18 protein-coding genes and 3 tRNA genes are annotated in these 16,888 nt (G+C 66.7%); 9 read left to right on the top strand and 12 right to left on the bottom strand.

Annotated features, from left to right (window positions below; all coding sequences use genetic code 11):
- Window positions 1-206: 206 nt before the first annotated feature.
- Both phaR and ACCD06_RS13960 read left to right on the top strand, forming a co-directional pair.
- On the top strand, window positions 207-854 hold the full coding sequence (gene phaR, locus ACCD06_RS13955) for a polyhydroxyalkanoate synthesis repressor PhaR (protein ID WP_109075593.1): 648 nt from the start codon (window positions 207-209) through the stop codon (window positions 852-854).
- A 208-nt stretch (window positions 855-1,062) separates the two neighbouring features.
- The gene (locus ACCD06_RS13960) at window positions 1,063-1,281 is read left to right on the top strand and encodes a hypothetical protein (RefSeq protein WP_109075592.1); all 219 of its coding nucleotides are present in this window, start codon (window positions 1,063-1,065) and stop codon (window positions 1,279-1,281) included.
- Window positions 1,282-1,364: 83 nt separating this feature from the next.
- Here the strand turns inward: ACCD06_RS13960 and ACCD06_RS13965 are convergent, their stop codons facing one another.
- From ACCD06_RS13965 to mepA, 6 genes are all read right to left on the bottom strand, one after another.
- Window positions 1,365-2,480, bottom strand: a complete 1,116-nt coding sequence (locus tag ACCD06_RS13965; protein ID WP_413341314.1) for a glutathionylspermidine synthase family protein — start codon at window positions 2,478-2,480, stop codon at window positions 1,365-1,367.
- 448 nt (window positions 2,481-2,928) lie between these two features.
- Window positions 2,929-3,300, bottom strand: coding sequence for a hypothetical protein (locus ACCD06_RS13970; RefSeq protein WP_136704470.1), 372 nt, complete (start codon window positions 3,298-3,300; stop codon window positions 2,929-2,931).
- A gap of 238 nt (window positions 3,301-3,538) precedes the next feature.
- A tRNA-Ala gene (locus ACCD06_RS13975) sits at window positions 3,539-3,614 on the bottom strand.
- A 38-nt stretch (window positions 3,615-3,652) separates the two neighbouring features.
- Window positions 3,653-3,739 (bottom strand) — tRNA-Leu (locus ACCD06_RS13980).
- A gap of 115 nt (window positions 3,740-3,854) precedes the next feature.
- Window positions 3,855-4,796, bottom strand: a complete 942-nt coding sequence (locus ACCD06_RS13985) for a methyltransferase domain-containing protein (protein ID WP_413341316.1) — start codon at window positions 4,794-4,796, stop codon at window positions 3,855-3,857.
- A gap of 205 nt (window positions 4,797-5,001) precedes the next feature.
- On the bottom strand, window positions 5,002-5,916 hold the full coding sequence (mepA, locus tag ACCD06_RS13990; protein WP_413341318.1) for a penicillin-insensitive murein endopeptidase: 915 nt from the start codon (window positions 5,914-5,916) through the stop codon (window positions 5,002-5,004).
- Window positions 5,917-6,278: 362 nt separating this feature from the next.
- On the opposite strand from mepA, the gene ACCD06_RS13995 reads away from it, so the two are divergent.
- Window positions 6,279-6,869, top strand: a complete 591-nt coding sequence (locus tag ACCD06_RS13995; protein WP_109153770.1) for a hypothetical protein — start codon at window positions 6,279-6,281, stop codon at window positions 6,867-6,869.
- A 20-nt stretch (window positions 6,870-6,889) separates the two neighbouring features.
- Here ACCD06_RS13995 and ACCD06_RS14000 read toward each other — a convergent pair whose 3' ends face one another.
- Window positions 6,890-8,023: an ABC transporter permease gene (locus ACCD06_RS14000; protein WP_413341320.1), complete on the bottom strand. Its 1,134-nt coding sequence runs from the start codon at window positions 8,021-8,023 to the stop codon at window positions 6,890-6,892.
- A 68-nt stretch (window positions 8,024-8,091) separates the two neighbouring features.
- Window positions 8,092-9,885, bottom strand: a complete 1,794-nt coding sequence (locus ACCD06_RS14005) for an ABC transporter transmembrane domain-containing protein (RefSeq protein ID WP_413342507.1) — start codon at window positions 9,883-9,885, stop codon at window positions 8,092-8,094.
- Between the two features lie 233 nt (window positions 9,886-10,118).
- Here ACCD06_RS14005 and rpmE point away from each other — a divergent pair, with 233 nt between their 5' ends.
- Window positions 10,119-10,343, top strand: coding sequence for a 50S ribosomal protein L31 (gene rpmE / locus ACCD06_RS14010; protein ID WP_012974887.1), 225 nt, complete (start codon window positions 10,119-10,121; stop codon window positions 10,341-10,343).
- Window positions 10,344-10,434: 91 nt separating this feature from the next.
- Here the strand turns inward: rpmE and ACCD06_RS14015 are convergent, their stop codons facing one another.
- Complete coding sequence (locus ACCD06_RS14015; RefSeq protein ID WP_085090096.1) at window positions 10,435-10,860, bottom strand: DUF1465 family protein; 426 nt, start codon at window positions 10,858-10,860, stop codon at window positions 10,435-10,437.
- Window positions 10,861-11,138: 278 nt separating this feature from the next.
- Here ACCD06_RS14015 and ACCD06_RS14020 point away from each other — a divergent pair, with 278 nt between their 5' ends.
- Window positions 11,139-11,615 carry an Hsp20 family protein gene (locus ACCD06_RS14020; protein WP_136704476.1) on the top strand — a complete coding sequence of 159 codons (477 nt, stop codon included), beginning with the start codon at window positions 11,139-11,141 and terminating at the stop codon, window positions 11,613-11,615.
- Between the two features lie 101 nt (window positions 11,616-11,716).
- Here ACCD06_RS14020 and ACCD06_RS14025 read toward each other — a convergent pair whose 3' ends face one another.
- From ACCD06_RS14025 to ACCD06_RS14035, 3 genes are all read right to left on the bottom strand, one after another.
- Window positions 11,717-12,316, bottom strand: a complete 600-nt coding sequence (locus tag ACCD06_RS14025) for a PDC sensor domain-containing protein (protein ID WP_413341324.1) — start codon at window positions 12,314-12,316, stop codon at window positions 11,717-11,719.
- A 154-nt stretch (window positions 12,317-12,470) separates the two neighbouring features.
- Window positions 12,471-13,133 carry a hypothetical protein gene (locus ACCD06_RS14030; RefSeq protein WP_413341326.1) on the bottom strand — a complete coding sequence of 221 codons (663 nt, stop codon included), beginning with the start codon at window positions 13,131-13,133 and terminating at the stop codon, window positions 12,471-12,473.
- Between the two features lie 235 nt (window positions 13,134-13,368).
- A tRNA-Ser gene (locus tag ACCD06_RS14035) sits at window positions 13,369-13,458 on the bottom strand.
- Between the two features lie 208 nt (window positions 13,459-13,666).
- Between ACCD06_RS14035 and rplU the strand changes: the two genes are divergently transcribed.
- From rplU to proB, 4 genes are all read left to right on the top strand, one after another.
- Window positions 13,667-13,984, top strand: a complete 318-nt coding sequence (rplU, locus tag ACCD06_RS14040; RefSeq protein WP_012974890.1) for a 50S ribosomal protein L21 — start codon at window positions 13,667-13,669, stop codon at window positions 13,982-13,984.
- Between the two features lie 55 nt (window positions 13,985-14,039).
- Window positions 14,040-14,327, top strand: a complete 288-nt coding sequence (gene rpmA / locus ACCD06_RS14045) for a 50S ribosomal protein L27 (RefSeq protein WP_413341328.1) — start codon at window positions 14,040-14,042, stop codon at window positions 14,325-14,327.
- A 148-nt stretch (window positions 14,328-14,475) separates the two neighbouring features.
- The gene (obgE, locus tag ACCD06_RS14050) at window positions 14,476-15,756 is read left to right on the top strand and encodes a GTPase ObgE (RefSeq protein WP_413341330.1); all 1,281 of its coding nucleotides are present in this window, start codon (window positions 14,476-14,478) and stop codon (window positions 15,754-15,756) included.
- Window positions 15,746-16,885, top strand: coding sequence for a glutamate 5-kinase (gene proB / locus ACCD06_RS14055; RefSeq protein ID WP_136704479.1), 1,140 nt, complete (start codon window positions 15,746-15,748; stop codon window positions 16,883-16,885). Before obgE ends, proB begins: the two co-directional genes overlap by 11 nt.
- Window positions 16,886-16,888 lie beyond the last annotated feature (3 nt).

The raw sequence follows: 16,888 nt of genomic DNA on the forward strand, positions 1-16,888 counted from the left end.
GGGTATCGGCGGGAGTGGCCCGGGCGCGTTCCATGTCTCCGTCTGCACCGGCCGGACCAACGCAACCGCGGCGCTATGCCGCGGCGCAACGCTGGACAAATTGCTATCCCTTCGAGTAGTCCTAATGACGGAACATTTTCCGCCGCCTGTCCCGCGTGTTCCGGAACACCTGCCCTGGAACACGTCCCTTCTTGAAAGAGTCCGCGATGGCCGACAAGGAAGACCAGAAGTCCGCTCCGATCACGATCAAGAAGTACGCCAACCGGCGGCTCTACAATACCGCCACCAGCAGCTACGTCACGCTGGACCATCTGTGCCAGATGGTGAAGGACGGCTTGGATTTCGTGGTCTATGACGCGAAGACCGGTGAAGACATCACCCGGTCCGTCCTGACCCAGATCATCGTGGAAGAGGAAAGCAAGGGGCAGAACCTGCTGCCCATCAGCTTCCTGCGCCAGCTGATCGGCTTCTACGGCGACAACATGCAGTCGGTGGTGCCGCGCTATCTGGAATATTCGATGCAGGCCTTCTCCCGCAATCAGGAGCAGATGCGCGACTATTTCCAGAACACGCTGGGCGGCATCTTCCCGTTCGGCCGGCTGGACGAGGTCAGCAAGCAGAACATGGCGATGTTCGAGCGCGCCATGCGCATGTTCACGCCCTTCGGCGCTGCCGGCGCCCCGGACGAGACGCCCGGCGGCCAGCGCCCGGCCGGCCAGCCCGGCTCGGCGTCCACCAATCCGCCCGCCGGACCCGGCGGCGTGACGTTCGACGAACTGCAGAAGCAGATCGACGAACTGCAAAAGCAGATCGCCAGCATCGCCAGCCCGGGCAGCAAGTCGGACACAAAGTAACGGGACGGTCGGACGAATCCGGCGGAAGGTTTTTCCGACAAACTGGCGGCACAGAAGGCGGGGTCATACCCCGCCTTTTTCATTGCGCCGACCGGGACGGACGCGCAGGCTTGGATCTGTGCATAGGGGGCACCTTCTCGTCCACGGTGCCGGTCCGGCGGAATTGCCGGAATTGCCGGCCCGTCCAACCGTCAGGAGGGAACCGACCGTGACCACCGAACTGACCGTTTCGATCACCATGACCAGCGACGACCCGCGCGAGGTCACGCGTTTTGAAAACCTGTTGCGCGACTGGCTCAGCCATCAGCCGGGCGTGGCCGGCATGGCGATCGCCGACCGCGGCAACGACGTGGCGGCCGAGAATATCTGGCGCGCCGCCCGCAAGGCGACCTTTGGCCCGGCGCTCAAGAACCCCTTCGCCCCCTGACGGCGCTGTAGCTTTATGTTTGGCGATCGGATTCACGCTCCAAATCGATTCCGATTTTACGCGATCCGATCTAACCGGGGCGATCAGCCCCTGAACAGGTGCGGGATCATCGCCGAATCCGGGCCGACGCCGGAGCCCAGGCGCGGATCGGCCGATTCCCGCACCCCCATGCCCAGGCATTTGTCGCCGACGATCCAGGCGTGCAGGACGGCGCGCGTGTCCTCCTCGCGGAAGCAGGGCGGAGTTTCAAGCCAGATCGCGCCATGGACCGCGACATCCTCGCCGATGTCCGGACCGTCGTCGGCGATCACCGCCCCCTGTTCCAGGATGCGGCTCGACGCGCCGTCCAGCCCATGCAGGGCGCGCACGGTCACCATGTCGGCTCCGGCCACGCCGCTGGGGTCCAGCGCCGCACGGCACAGGTTCGGGTGGCGTGGATAGAGATAGGACAGCACCGCCAGCAGCCCGTGGTTCGACCACAGCCAGCACCACAGCGGCGACAGCACGCTCATGCCGCTGCTGCGCAGCCGCTGAAGGAACCCGTCGTCGGCCAGCCCGTCCCAGGGGTAGAGCTTCGCCAGCCAGGAGATCGGCTGCCCCTCGTCATCCACGAAGCGGCGGCCGTCCCAGGCGATGGACTGCAGCGGCAGCAGGCGGGTGTCGATGCCGGCCTCCGCCGCGGTGGCGGCGAGATAGACCAGTTCGCCCTCGCGCACCGGATCGGGGGTGGCGCAGGTCGCGTGCATGCGACCGCGACCGGGCACGCCCGTCGCCAATTCCTCCCACCGCTCCACCAGCGCCTCGTGCAGGCCGTTGAACTGGTTGGCGTCGGGAGCCATCGCCTCGCGCCAGTTGCGCTGGATCATCGAGGCGGCGAACAGCCCCTCGCAGGTGTCGTAATTGCAGCCCAGCAGCTTGACGCTGTCGCGCCCGTCATAGGCCAGCGTCAATCGCCCGGCGAGCCCGCCCGCCCGTTCGTTGCGCCTCCCACCGGCCCAGTAATCGAGCCAGGACGCTTCCAGCATGCGCGCGAGGTCGCCGCGGATGCCGAGCGAGGCGAACAGCTTGTGCTCCATCACATGACGCACGGCGACCGCGATCATGCTGTGCAGTTCGTCAGCCACGCTTTCGATCAGGTCGATCTGCGAAGCGGTGAACTCGTAGACGGTGTCCTCCCGCCAGGCGGCTCCAGCCGACATGGCGCGCACACCATAGGGATATTTGCGGAGACCCGGGCGCCAATCGGCCCGCGGCTTTATCGTCGTCCTGCGCATGCCCGTTCCGATCCCCGGAGGTCAGCGCCGGCGAGCCGGACGGCGCGCGATGGCGACGAGTCGGCGCGTGGAAAGGGAGACGGGCAGCAAGCTGGTCAACGGTCCACTGGTCAACGGTCAACTCCGGGGGAGGCCAATCCGACGCAGGCGCGGATGCTCGCGATGCAATCGCTGCGACGCAAGCACAGCCTTGCGTATGTAACCCGTCCCGCTGCAGCGCACCAGCGCGCATCCGCGATAGCTCACCCTCGCCGGAGAGCCTCGGAACCGTGCGGAATGGGGCCGCCCCCAATTGACTGGCCCCAATCAACCGAAGTGGCGACGGGCCCTGCGGCGAAAGGCGGCAGCGGCCCGTTCCGGAATGCGGCGCGCGTCAGATCAGCGGCACCGAGGGATGCCGGGCAAGCGACCGCATCGCCCACAGCGCCAGACGGCCGCGACGCGGCTTCATCGCCTCGGCCGTCCGATGCGCCGGCGGGATCGCCGCCAGGCCGGGGACGAGCAGCGGCCGGTCGTCGCGCGTGCCGCCGAGCCGCTGGAGCCGGCGTGCCGACAGCACGAGGCGCAACACCTCCTCCTCGGACACCGCACGACGGGCCGTGCCGGAGGCGAGGCTTGCCGCCTCGTACAATGCCGCCCGTTCGGCCAACAGCCCGGTCAGGCCCTTGGCAGCCGCCGTCAATGCAGCTTCATCGTAAAGGGCGAGGACAAGCGTCCTCAACCCGTGTTCCATCCGTGTGGACATGGCGGGGGCTCCGGAAAAATCGGAATGGCGTGCGGTTCTGGTGCGTGTGAATCGAAGCGAGCAGGCAAAAGCTCGCGGTTCGACAGGCGCAATTATCCGTGCGCGGCACCCGTTCGGCCATGCGCCCCAAGGTGGTAACACCCTGTCTGCGTCCTGCTGATGCAGGATAGCCACAGTGGCTGTACCGATAAATATCTGGGTTGGCCGGGAATTGTCCGCCCCGACAGGCGGGAAGAAATGGTGGAGCCAAGGAGGATCGAACTCCTGACCTCTACAATGCCATTGTAGCGCTCTCCCAGCTGAGCTATGGCCCCACTATATTTCTTCTACTCTTCACCAACACATGAGGTGTTGGTGCGCTTGGAGGGAGTCGAACCCCCACGGCCTTTCAGCCACTAGGACCTGAACCTAGCGCGTCTACCAGTTCCGCCACAAGCGCATCCGCGTTACTTGGGGTCACGCGGGGCGCTCTATGTACCCAGACCGGGCGCCGCGCTCAAGGAGAAAATGCGACCGCGCAAAAGTTTTTTGGGGCGGGGCCGTAACGCCTCCCCCTACTCCGCCGGCTTGATCGCGTAGAAGCGGTACACCCGCACGCCGGCCTCGATGGCGGCGACGCGGCGGGCCCACAACTCGACCTCCTCCATCACCGCCAGCTTGGTGGGGGTGTCGAGCTGGAATTTTTCCAGATGCTCGACCAGCCCCTGGATGGCGGACAGGATCAGGCTGCGGTGGGTGTCGGAGATGTCCTCGGCGATGCGGAGGTCGAGGTTGCGCTGGGCGAACGCGTTCGCCATGCGGTCCTTCGGCCACAGGTTCGGCGTCAACGGCTCCTTGTCGCACCAGTTCTGGATCGCCTTGGCGCCCATCACATCCGCTTCGGCGATATAGTCGGTGATCAGCAGGTGGCCGCGCGGCTTCAGCGCCAGTTCCATGCCGTCGAACATCTGTTCCTTGTCGCGGACGAAGAACAGGCCTTCCTTGTAGACGATGGCGTCGACGCGCTTGGGATAGCCGAAATGCTCGGGATTGAAGGTTTCGATCGGCGCCTTCTTCTCCAGCCCCAGCTTGAAGGAGCGGACCATGCCCTCCTTCGCCAGCAGTTCCGACGCCTCCAGACCGGTGACCCAGCAGCCGTATTTGCCGGCCATGGTGCGGCTGGTGCCGCCCAGCCCGGCGGCGAGGTCGAGCACGCTCATCGCCGGGTTCAGGCCCAGCGGCTTGACCAGATAGGGAATGTGATCGGCGCCGCCGGGGGTGTTGAAGCCCTCGCCCCACATCTTCTCCGCCACCTCGATGCGGGTTGCGGTCCACAGCGGCTTGCCCCAGCGGTTCATGCCGGGACCGGGTGCGGCAGGCTGCGGCTGTTCGGGCTGGCGCGGCTGCTCCTCGCCCTTCTTCGCCTTCAGACCGGAGAGGTCATAGCCTTCCCACCACGCATAGAGGCGAGTCTTCAGGCTCGGTCCATGCCCGGACGATCCGTCCTTGTCCGTCATCGCCCTTTGTCCGTCATCGCCGTGGCACCCCATCCGCCGATCGACCTGCCGCCGCCGAATTCCCCATCCGGCGCCGGACGGCGCAGCATTCTTCCGGTTGTTCGGCCGAGCCCAACCACACCGCCCGCAAGAATCCGTCCAGCTTCAGGTTAGACGGACGCTAATTGCATGCAAGTGGAAAAATTTCTCCGCGGAAACACATCCGTCAGCGCGCGGTTTTGGCAGGGGCAGCGCCCGATTCGGGCAGGGAGGCCATGCGCGTGCCCGCCGCGTTCAGCACCGGGGCGCAGGCCGCCGGCATCTTGCGGACCACCCGCGGCTCCGGCTTGTAACCCGGCGGATGCTCGATCGCGGGGGACGCGCTGTCCAGCCAGGACATCAGTTCGTCGCCGCAGCCGTCGCCGTCGGGCTGCTCCGCCTGCTGTTCGCACAGCGGGCTGCCGGCCGGGCAGTTCAACCGGATGTGCATGTGGCCGTCATGGCCGTGCCAGGGCCGCAGCTTGTTCAGGAACCCGCGGTCGGACCAACTGCGCTGGCACATCGCCAGCTTGATCGCCGGATTGACGAAGATGCGGGCGACGCGGGGGTCGCTGGCGGCGATCTGGATCATCCGGGCCTGCCGGTCCGACCAGTCGGCGGTGACGCGCATGCGGTCGTAATCGACATACTTGACCTCGTCCAGCCGCTCGCGCCCGGCACGGCCCATCGGCGGCAGGTCCAGCCGCAGCCAGACATCGGCATCCAGCCCGATCTGGTGGCTGGCATGGCCCGACGGCATCGGTCCGCCGCGCGCCTGCCCCATGTCGCCGACCAGCGCCGTGCCCAGCCCGGCATGCGCCACCCGCTGGCCGAAGTCACGGAGCATGTCGACCAGCACCGGATGGCCGTAGTTGCGCTGGCGCGACAGGCGGATCACCTGATAGCCGACGCCTTCCGGCGGCAGGGCGCGGGCACCGGCGATGCAGCCGGCCGCATAACCGCCGATGGATCTCGACGCCCCCAGCGAGGGGCCGGCCACCGCCCCCCAAGCGACGCTGGTGGCATAGGCCGGGATCGGAACCGGCTTATTCTTCTTCCGTGACTTGGCGTCGGCGTCGCCGGCCGCCAGCAGAGCGGCCACCAGTCCGACGCACGCAATCGCCTTGAAGGCACGCCCCCCGAAAGCACGAATCCCCGCAAGATTCCCCATGTCCGTCCCCCCGCCGTCTCCGGCACCGCGGTCGATACCGCTATAGCGGACCCGTGGTTAAGGAATGATGGAGGATGCATCCGGACCGCACAACCGGACCGTCAGGCACCGGCCGGGTCCATCCGGGCAGTCCATCCGGGGTGCGTCCGACGGTCCCGGTCGAGCCTCATAGCCGTACGGAAGCACTCCACCCTGGCTGACCGGACTAGCCGCTGCGAATATTGACAGCCCGTTATTAGCAATGGAAACGTCGAAGTATCATCAACAAGGAATTCGATAGAATGCCACCGACAATGAGCTACCGTATTGGCGACATCGTCAGTGTCCGCGGTTGCTTGACCCGGCTGATCGATATTATCAACCGTGATCCTATTCATTTGGAGGACCTGATCGGGTTCCACCGTGGGCGTCTCAGCCGCGGCTATTACCTGCTGCTGCTGAAGGAACCGATGGCTGCCGGGGAGTTCCAGTTCCTGGGCTACACCCACCTGTCCGGCGGCAAATACGGCCTGCCCAGCAACGACCCCGCGGCGGAGGCGGCACGGCCGACGGTGCAGGGGTCGCTGGAGCAGAAATTCGGGGTCGCTGGGGTGAACGGCCTTGCCCGCAAGATCGCCGGCGACATCCCGGCCACGGGGGAGCGCCGCCTTGCCAAGATCGTCCCGGTGATCGGCCACGATCAGGCGATGGGGCCGGCCGACCAGTATCCGGCATCCAAACACGGCATCGCGCAGTTCAACCTGACGGTGCCGAAGAAATTCCTGGTTTCCGCCTTCGTCGATCCCAACCGGCGCTTCCAGGGCGGCGGCCTCGACCTCGTCATGGACAAGGGAACGGCTTATGACAGCCGGCGGGCGGTGTTCCAGTATCTGTCGGCCGCCTGAGGGCCATCAGTGCAGGACGCTCAGTCAAGCGTCTGGCGGTAGCGCTTCAACGCCACCACCGTGACCACCGTCAGGAACAGGGCGAGCGCCAGCACCTCCGCCGCGATCTCGGCGAACCCGTTTCCTTTCAGCAGGATGCCGCGGACGATGCGCAGGAAGTGGGTCAACGGCAGGATCTCGCCCACCGCCTGCGCCCAGTCCGGCATGCCGCGGAACGGGAACATGAATCCCGACAGCAGCATCGACGGCAGGAAGAAGAAGAACGACATCTGCATCGCCTGCAGCTGGTTGCGCGCCAGCGTGGAGAAGGTGAAGCCGACGGCCAGATTGGCGGCGATGAACAGGATCAGCACGGCGGACAGCAGCCCCAGGCTGCCGATGATCGGCACGTCGAACAGCAGCCGCGCCGCCACCACGATCAGCAGCACCTGGACATAGCCGACGACGACGAAGGGCACGATCTTGCCCAGCATCACCTCGAACGGCCGGACCGGCATGGCCAGCAGGTTTTCCATCGTCCCGCGCTCGCGCTCGCGGGTAACGGCCAGCGCCGTCATCATCACCATGGTCATGGTCAGCACCACGCCCATCAGCCCCGGCACGACATTGTATTGGGTGATGCCCTCCGGGTTGTAGCGGCGGTGGACGCGCAGTTCCACCGGGTCCGGCCCGGCGCGCAAGGCCGTCAGCGGCCCGGTCAGGTCGGGGTTCAGCGCCTGCCGGGCGATGGTGGACAGCGCCGACAGGGCGTTGCTGGTCGCCGCCGGGTCGGTGGCGTCGGCCTCCACCAGCAGGACCGGACGGGTGCCGCGCTGGAGATCACGGGCGAAGCCGGTGGGGATGGTGACGGCGAACTGCACCTCCCCCTCCGCCAGCAGCCGGTCGATTTCGGCCTCCGACGCCGCGGTGCGGGTGATGGCGAAATAGCGGGAATTCTCCATCGCCGCGACCAGCGTGCGGGCGAAGGGGCTGGAATCGGCGACCAGCACCGCCGTCGGCAGCGCCTTGGGATCGGAGTTGATGGCGAAGCCGAACAGGATCAGCTGCAGGATCGGCACCCCCACCATCATGGCGAAGGTCAGCCGGTCGCGCCGCATCTGGATGAATTCCTTCACCATCACCGCCATCAGGCGGCCCGCCGATATCCGCGCCATCGCACTGCCTCACAGGGCTGGGGTGCGAGGAGGGTAGCGCGGATAGGCTTGGGCGTCGATGCCCCCTCCTACGCGACTCCGTCCGCCCGGTCGAACTGCAGCGCCGCCAGCCTCGCATAGAGGCCGCCCTGCGCCACCAGTTCGCCATGGGTGCCGGTCTCGACCACGCGGCCCTGGTCCATCACCACGATGCGGTCGGCGTTCAGCACCGTCGCCAGCCGGTGGGCGACGATCAGCGTCGTACGGCCATGCATCAGTCGGTCGAGCGCGTCCTGCACCATCCGCTCGCTCTCGGCGTCGAGCGCGCTGGTCGCCTCGTCCAGCAGCAGCACCGGCGGGTCGCGCAGGATGGCGCGGGCGATGGCAAGGCGCTGGCGCTGACCGCCCGACAGCCGCACGCCCTTCTCGCCCAGGAAGGTGTCGAACCCCTCAGGCAGCGCATCTAGGAAGTCCAGGGCGTGGGCGGCCTCGGCGGCGGCGCGCACCTCGGCGTCCGAGGCATCGGGCCGGCCGTAGCGGATGTTCTCCCAAGCGTTGGCGGAGAAGACCACCGGATCCTGCGCCACGAGGCCCAGACGGCGGCGCACCTCCACCGGGTCCGCGTCGCGCAGTTCGACCCCGTCGAGCCGCACCGAACCGGCCTGCGGGTCGTAATAGCGCAGCAGAAGCTGGAACACCGTCGATTTCCCGGCGCCCGACGGACCGACCAGCGCCACCCGCTCGCCCGGCTTCACATCCAGCGAGAAACCCTCCAGCGCCGCCCAATCGGGCCGCGACGGGTAATGGAAGCGGACGGCATCGAAGGACAGCGCCCCCGCCGCCGGAAGCGGCAGCGGCTTCGGCACGGCGGGAGCGCGGATCTCCGACTCGACGGACAGCAGGCTGAACAGCCGCTCGGTCGCGCCGGCGGCGCGCTGCAGGTCGCCGATCACCTCGCTGATGGCGCCGACCGATCCGGCGACCACGACGGAATAGATGACGAAGGCCGACAACTCGCCCGGCGTGAGCCGCCCGGCCACCACGTCATGGCCGCCGATCCACAGGATGATGCCGACGGCGCCGAACACCAGAACGATGACGATCACCGTCATCACCGCCCGCACCCGCACGCGGCGGATGGCGACGTCGAACGCCTCCTCCACCCGCTTGCCGAACAGCGCCCGGTCGATGGCCTCATGGGTGAAGGCCTGGACCGTGCGGATGGCGGCCAGCGTCTCCTCCACGAAGGATCCGATGTCGGCGATGCGATCCTGGCTGTCGCGCGACAGCTTTCGCACCCGCCGGCCGAAGAAAATGATCGGCGCCACCACCAGCGGAACCACCAGCGCCACCAGCCCGGTCAGCTTCGGCGAGGTGATCAGCAGCATGCCGGTGCCGCCCAGGAACAGCAGCGCGTTGCGCAGCGCGATGGAGGCCGACGAGCCGACCACCACCTGCAGCAGGGTGGTGTCGGTGGTCAGGCGCGACAGGATCTCGCCGGTCTTGGTCGTCTCGAAGAATCCCGGCGACAGGGTCAGCACATGGTCGTAGACGGCGCGCCGGATGTCGGCGACCACCCGCTCGCCGATCCAGCTGACCAGATAGAAGCGGCCATAGGTGGAGGCCGCCATCAGCGCGATCACCCCCAGCAGCACCAGCAGCGCACGGTCGAGCAGCGAGGTGTCGCCGCCGGCGAAGCCCTGGTCGATCAGCACCCGCATCCCCTGCCCCAGCCCCAGAACGGTGCCGGCGGCCACGGTCAACGCCACCATGGCGCCCAGGATGCGCCATTTGTAAGGAAGCAGGAACGGCACCAGACGGCGCAGCGGTCCAAGGTCGCGGCGGCGGGTATCCGCCTCGCCACGGGCGGAGGCGGCGATCATGTCGGGGGAGGGTTGGCGAGCCACGCGGTTCCCGCTTGTCTGTTGGGGGTATTGATGCGGATCGCTGGCATATAGCGCGGTAAAGGAATGCCAACAAGGCGACGAACAGGCGAAACCGCCCCGAAAATGGCCACGGAGCCCGTCGCGGACATCCTGAACGAGGCGAGATTCCGGGGTTGCGCCGGGGAGGGGGTTTTGGTATAGACGCCGCTCGCTTTGCAGGAACCCCGGCCATGAAGACTGACATCCATCCCGACTATCACGAGATCACCGTGGTCATGACCGACGGCAGCTCGTTCACGACCCGCTCCACCATGGGCAAGCCGGGCGACACGCTGCGCCTCGACATCGACCCGAAGTCGCACCCGGCCTGGACCGGTGTGCAGAAGCTGTTGGACACCGGCGGGCAGATCGCCAAGTTCAACAAGCGCTTCGCGAACTTCGGCCTCAAGAAGTAAGCGTTACCGCGCTTCTATCCTGCCGATGCGAAAAGGGCGTCCGACCGGTTCGGACGCCCTTTTCGTTTGCGCATGATCCGCAGTGAAACCGTTACCCCACCGCCGCCGCAGCCTCGCGCTCCACATCGGCGCGGACCATGGCGTCGAGCCGGTGGACGCGCATGTACAGGCTGTGGCTGCGCTCCAGCAGGCTGCGCAGGCCGGACGGCAAATCCTCGTTGTCGGGGCCGCTGGGGTCGGAACAGATCTCGCCGCCGGACAGCGCGAAATCCTCGCTCGCCGCCTGCTCCTTCGTCATCTCGCCGGCATGCACGGCCTTCTGCGCCAGCAGCCACGCCATCACCTGGGTCAGGCGGCTGGTCACCCGCATGGATTCGTAGGAGATCTGAAGACGCACCTGCGGCGGCAGCTTCCGGTGTTCGGCCGCATCATGATAGGCGATGTAATTCCGCGCCTCGATCAAGAGGGCCATCGTCTCGTCGTAGGGACCGTTGAAGAAGAAGGTGTGCGAAGTCATGGTCGTCGGCCCCCTCCTGCGGACTTACGGCCCTAGCGTGAGCCTTGCCGCAACTGATTAACAATTGGTGACCGGGCGGCACCCGGCAACCCCAGGCGGGGATTGACCGGTCTTGGTGGGTCCGCCCTCTTGAACAGGGAAAAGTGTCGATTATCTCTCGCTCGTCCGGCGGATGCCCATACGGGGTCCGCCATCAAACCGGCCCTTGGGCCAGCCCTCAGAGGACCGACCGATGCCGTGGTCCTCGACGGCCGTATCGCTCTTTCGGAGGATATGTCATGCGTAGCTACGACCTTTCGCCGCTGTTCCGTTCCACCGTCGGTTTCGACCGCCTGTCGCGTCTGCTGGAGACCGCGACCACCGGTGACGAGGCGGCATCCTACCCGCCCTACAACATCGAAAAGCTGAGCGAGGATTCGTACCGGATCACCATGGCCGTCGCCGGCTTTGGACTGGACGACCTCAACATCGTCGCTCACCAGAACTCGTTGACCGTCACGGGTAAAGCTAAGAAGGACGAGCCGACCGGCCAATTCCTCTACCGGGGTATCGCCGGCCGCGCGTTCGAGCGCCGCTTTCAGCTGGCCGATTTCATCAAGGTGACCAACGCGTCTCTTCAGAATGGCCTTCTGCACATCGAGTTGGCGCGCGAGGTACCCGAAGCGATGAAGCCGCGGAGCATTCCGATCGTCACCGCCGCCGGCAGCGACGCGGTGGAGGTCGAGACTCCCGCGCTGACCCAGCAGGCGGCCTGACGCCTGACACGGTCCGTCCGCCCCTGACGCGGACATGAGAACGGCGCCCCGGACCATCCGGGGCGCCGTTTCCTTTGCCGATCAATTGGTGTTCGTAGCGCCTATTGCCCCAGCTTCGCAGTATCCAGCACGATCATCGCGACGCCGATCTTCTGCTTTCCGGCGGGATCGAGGACCGGAACGCTGGCTTCGGACAGCATGGCGCCGCTTTTGTCGTCCTTCTCCGGATCGGTCATGTAGAGATCGGCATTGCCGGTGAAGACCTTCTGCCATTTCGGCTCGTCACCCTGCCAGTAGTCGGAGGTTCCGTCGGTCTGGCCGACATTCAGGCCGTGATCGTCCATCAGCAGGATTTCGACGATCCGGCCGTTGCTGCCCGCCACGACCTGCTTCAGCTGCTTGGACACGGCATTCGACGAGACCGCATCGAAGGCCGGGTTGGCGCCGCCGGCCTTGGCCGCCGCCTTCCACTGGTTGTCCATCTCGTCGATCTTGGACTGGGCGATACCGGCATGCTTCGCATTCTGCGTTTTCACCGCCCCGACCACCGCCGGATCGGACAGCCAGCTCTGGGCCTGCGGACTGACCGCCTTGCGCACCGCTCCTTCCAAAGCCGGGTCGGCGGCGGACGCCATGGACAGCGTGCCCACGCACAGCAGGGAAATCGCACAGCCGGCAATCCAGTATCGAGTCTGCGTCATGTGATGTCCTCCCAGTCGTTTGACCCGTTCGTGGGCGGGGCGATGGTCGGACGAGCGGAACCGATGCCACAGCATCGGGCGTTGTTTTTCCGTCAAACGGAAGATCAGCAATGCTGATAAAATGCTTTTTACCGACCTGCCGGCCGGAGCGGCATCACCGCCGTGGAAAGCTGTCCGGGGGCGCCAGCACCCACTCCGCATACCCAGCGCGCATCAGTTCATAGGCGGCGACCAGCCCGGCCGCGCCGGCATAGGCGGTGACCAGCACCTGCTCCGGCGACACCTGCGCCCCGAATCCGATCAGCAATGCCCCCAGGAACGGCCCGCCGAGCAGAAATGCCGCCAGCCACAGCGGTTCGGCCGACAGCCAGGCGCCGAGCACCGCGCGGGTTCTTTGCGACAGGCGCAGCAGCCCGCCGGCCTTGGCGTCGAGCGCTTCCAGGCTGCCGGCGCGCAGTTCCGCCAACCGCCGGCCGTCGGCGTCGATGAAGACAACCTCCACCTTCATGCCGTGACGGCGAACCGAGGCCCGCACCGAGTCGCCGAGCCTCGTTTCCAGCAGGATCGCATTGCCGCCCAGCGCCGGCAGAGCATCGCGCACCTCCTCCGGCGGCTCGCCCCACTCGCGCAAAGCTTCCAGGATGACCCGGGGATCGTCGCAGGGGATCGCATCCATATGAATGACCCGTCCCTGCGGCGCCGTCACTTTCAGGATCAGCACCTGCTCCGCCGGATCGTGCGTCCCTTCGACGCGCAGGCCGCCCTCCACGACATAGGAGAATCGCAGGCATCCATCACGGCGGCTGAGCGTGTTCATGGCGGCACCCCTCCGGTCGCACCCCTGGCGGATCGCACCAAAGGGATTTTGAGCGTTGGTTATCTGGGCGTTGGCGTTGACATGACCAACAAACCAGCCGGGGGAACGGCCATCGCGACGGACCGGCTAAAATGGGGAAACCCGACCGGCCGAGGCGGCATCCGGGCATGAAAAAAGCGCCTAGCCGGTCCGGCTGGCGCTTTCCGCTATCTTCTCTCTCTCAGAAGAGAGAGAATGGCGGATGGGGGGAGATTCGAACTCCCGATACCCGTGAGGGTATGCCGCATTTCGAGTGCGGTGCATTCAACCGCTCTGCCACCCATCCGCTGCCCCGTTTGGCGGGGTGGGCGGAACCTATATAAACGCCTTCGGGCGTGCAAGCCTTTTTTGCAGAAAAATGCGAAGGCGTTGGCCCGCAACCCTGTTGACTCTCAGCCCCTCCTGAGTATAGATCGTCGCTCCCATGAACGGGCTTGCGCATCGAACGGTGGGCGAGAAGCCCGCCGTTTGTTTTGACATAGGCAGTGACGACAATGTTTGCAGTGATCCGCACCGGCGGCAAGCAGTACAAGGTCGCCAATGGCGACGTGATCCGTGTTGAGAAGCTCGAGGCCGATGCTGGCGCCTCCATCACGCTCGATGACGTGCTGATGGTCGGCGACGCAGGCAACACCACCATCGGCACCCCGACCGTGGCCGGCGCCTCGGTCGTCGCCGAGGTCGTCGCCCAGGACCGCGGCCCGAAGATCATCGTCTTCAAGAAGAAGCGCCGCCAGAACTACCGCCGCAAGAACGGCCACCGCCAGGACCTGACCGTCCTGCGCATCACCGGCATCAACGGCGCGGCCTGATCCGGGTTCTCCGGTCGGGCTTCCAGGCGCATCTTCAGTTTAGGAGCAACACCCCATGGCACACAAAAAGGCAGGCGGCTCGTCCCGCAACGGCCGTGACTCCGCCGGTCGCCGTCTCGGCGTGAAGCGTTTCGGTGGCGAGAACGTCATCTCCGGCAACATCATCGTCCGTCAGCGTGGCACCAAGTTCCACCCGGGCGAGAACGTCGGCATCGGCCGCGACCACACCCTGTTCGCGATGGCCAATGGCCAGGTTTACTTCAAGCACAGCTCGAACGGCCGCACCTTCGTGAACGTCGTTCCGGCCAACGACCAGGAAGTTCCGGCCGTCGCTGCCGAGTAGCCTCTAAGGTCGTTGCGCGGCCTGTGTCGCAGGCCTGCACGCTTGTGGGATAAAATCGGGGGACCGGGCGACCGGCTCCCCGATTTTCGTTTTCAGTCCGGTGCCGTCCCGCCGCCGGTTTCCCTTCCGTTTACGGGCAGGTTCCCCGATGAAGTTTCTCGATCAGGCCAAGGTGTTCTTGAAGAGCGGTGACGGCGGCCCCGGTGCCGTCGCGTTCCGGCGCGAGAAGTTCATCGAGTTCGGCGGCCCGGACGGCGGAGACGGAGGTCGCGGCGGCGACGTGATCATCGAGGCGGCGGACGGCCTGAACACGCTGATCGACTACCGCTACAAGCAGCACTTCAAGGCGCAGCGCGGCCATCACGGCATGGGCAGCAACCGCAACGGCGCGCGCGGCGAAGATGTCGTCCTGCGCGTGCCGGTCGGAACCCAGATTCTCGACGAGAACCAGGAAACCGTGCTGTGCGACCTGACCGAGGCCGGTCAACGCCGCGTTTTCCTGCGCGGCGGCGACGGCGGGCACGGCAACGCGCACTTCAAGACGCCGACCAATCGGGCGCCCCGCAAGTTCCACCCCGGCTGGCCGGGGCAGGAGCAGTGGGTGTGGCTGCGGCTGAAGCTGATCGCCGACGCCGGCCTGCTGGGCCTGCCCAACGCCGGCAAGTCGACCTTCCTGGCCGCCACCACGGCGGCCAAGCCGAAGATCGCCGACTACCCCTTCACCACGCTCGCTCCCAACCTGGGTGTCGTCCGCGCCGGTGACGAAGAGTTCGTCATCGCCGACATCCCCGGCCTGATCGAGGGAGCGCACGAGGGCCACGGGCTGGGCGACCGTTTCCTTGGCCATGTCGAGCGCTCGCGCATCCTGCTGCACCTGATCGACGGCACGGCCGACGACGTCGTCGCCTCCTACCGCACGATCCGGAACGAGCTGGAGGCCTATGGCGGCAACCTCGCTGACAAGCCGGAGGTCATCGGGCTGAACAAGGCCGACGCCCTGCTGGACGAGGAGATCGAGGAGAAGAAGAAGGCATTGGAGGAGGCGTCGGGCGCCGAGGTCATGGTGCTGTCCGGTGCCACTGGCCAGGGCGTGAAGCAGGTGCTCTACCGGCTGCTGACGGTCATCAAGGAGTCCAAGTCGGAAGAACCCGAGGTCATCCACGCCCCCGCGACCCGGTCCATCCCGCGCCCGCCGGTCGGTCAGAAGCTGCCCGACGACAGCGAGATGCAGTGGGACGATGAAACCGGCGAATGGGTCGGCGGCGAAGACGAAGAGTTCGAGGAGGACGACCTCGAAGAGGGCGAACTCGAAGAGGGTGAGGAGCTGGAGGACGGCGACTCGGACGAAGCCCTTGACGGAGAGGAGCCGGAGGGCGAAGAGGACGGCTCGGACGACGATACGGACGGAACCTCCCGCCATGGCGCTTGACGCCCCTACCCTTCTCGAATCCCGCCGGCTGGTCGTAAAGATCGGCTCGGCCCTTCTGGTCGATGGGGAGACCCGGCAAATCCGCCGGGACTGGCTCGACGCGCTGGCCGACGACGTCGCCGCCTGCCGCAAGCGCGGGCAGGAGGTGGTGATCGTCACCTCCGGCGCCGTTGCCTGCGGGCGGGAGCATCTCGGCCTCGTCGGCCGGGCGCTGAAGCTGGAAGAGAAGCAGGCCGCGGCCGCCACCGGCCAGATCCGCCTTGCCCACGCCTATCAGGAAACGCTGGCCCGCCACGACGTCACCGTCGCCCAGGTCCTGGTGACGCTGGAGGACACGGAGGAGCGGCGGCGCCACCTGAATGCCCGCAACACCATCGACACGCTGCTGAAACTGGGCGCCGTTCCGGTCATCAACGAGAACGACACGGTCGCCACCGCCGAAATCCGCTTCGGTGACAACGACCGGCTGGCCGCCCGCGTGGCGCAGATGGTCAGCGCCGACACGCTGGTGCTGCTGTCGGACATCGACGGCCTCTATACCGCCGACCCGCGCAAGGACCCGAACGCCCGCCATATCCCCACCGTGCGCGAGTTGACGCCGGAGATTGAGGGCATGGCCGGCGAGCCGCCCCCCGGCTACAGCAGCGGCGGCATGGTGACCAAGATCGCGGCGGCGCGAGTCGCCCTGTCGGCCGGCTGCCGCATGGTCATCGCCAAGGGCAAGCGCATGAACCCACTGGCGGCGCTGGAACGGCGGCCGGAGGATGGCGGCGCGCTCTGCACCTGGTTCCTGCCATCCGCCGAACCGACCAGCGCCCGCAAGGCCTGGATCGCCGGCCATGTGAACGCCACCGGCGTGCTGGTGGTGGATGACGGCGCCACGCGCGCCCTGTCCCACGGCGCCAGCCTGCTGCCCGCCGGCGTCAGTGCCGTGCAGGGCGACTTTGACCGCGGCGACGTGGTGATCGTCCGCACCCAGGAGGGGCGGGAAGTCGCCCGCGGCCTCGTCGCCTACAGCGCCGACGACGCCCGCAAGATCCTGCGCCACAAGAGCACCGAAATCCCGGAGATCCTGGGGTACCAAGGGCGTGACGAGATGATCCACCGCGACGATCTGGTGGTGCGGTGACCG

Origin of the sequence: Azospirillum sp. CT11-132, from assembly GCF_047302835.1 — a bacterium.
In the GTDB taxonomy this organism is placed as follows: domain Bacteria; phylum Pseudomonadota; class Alphaproteobacteria; order Azospirillales; family Azospirillaceae; genus Azospirillum.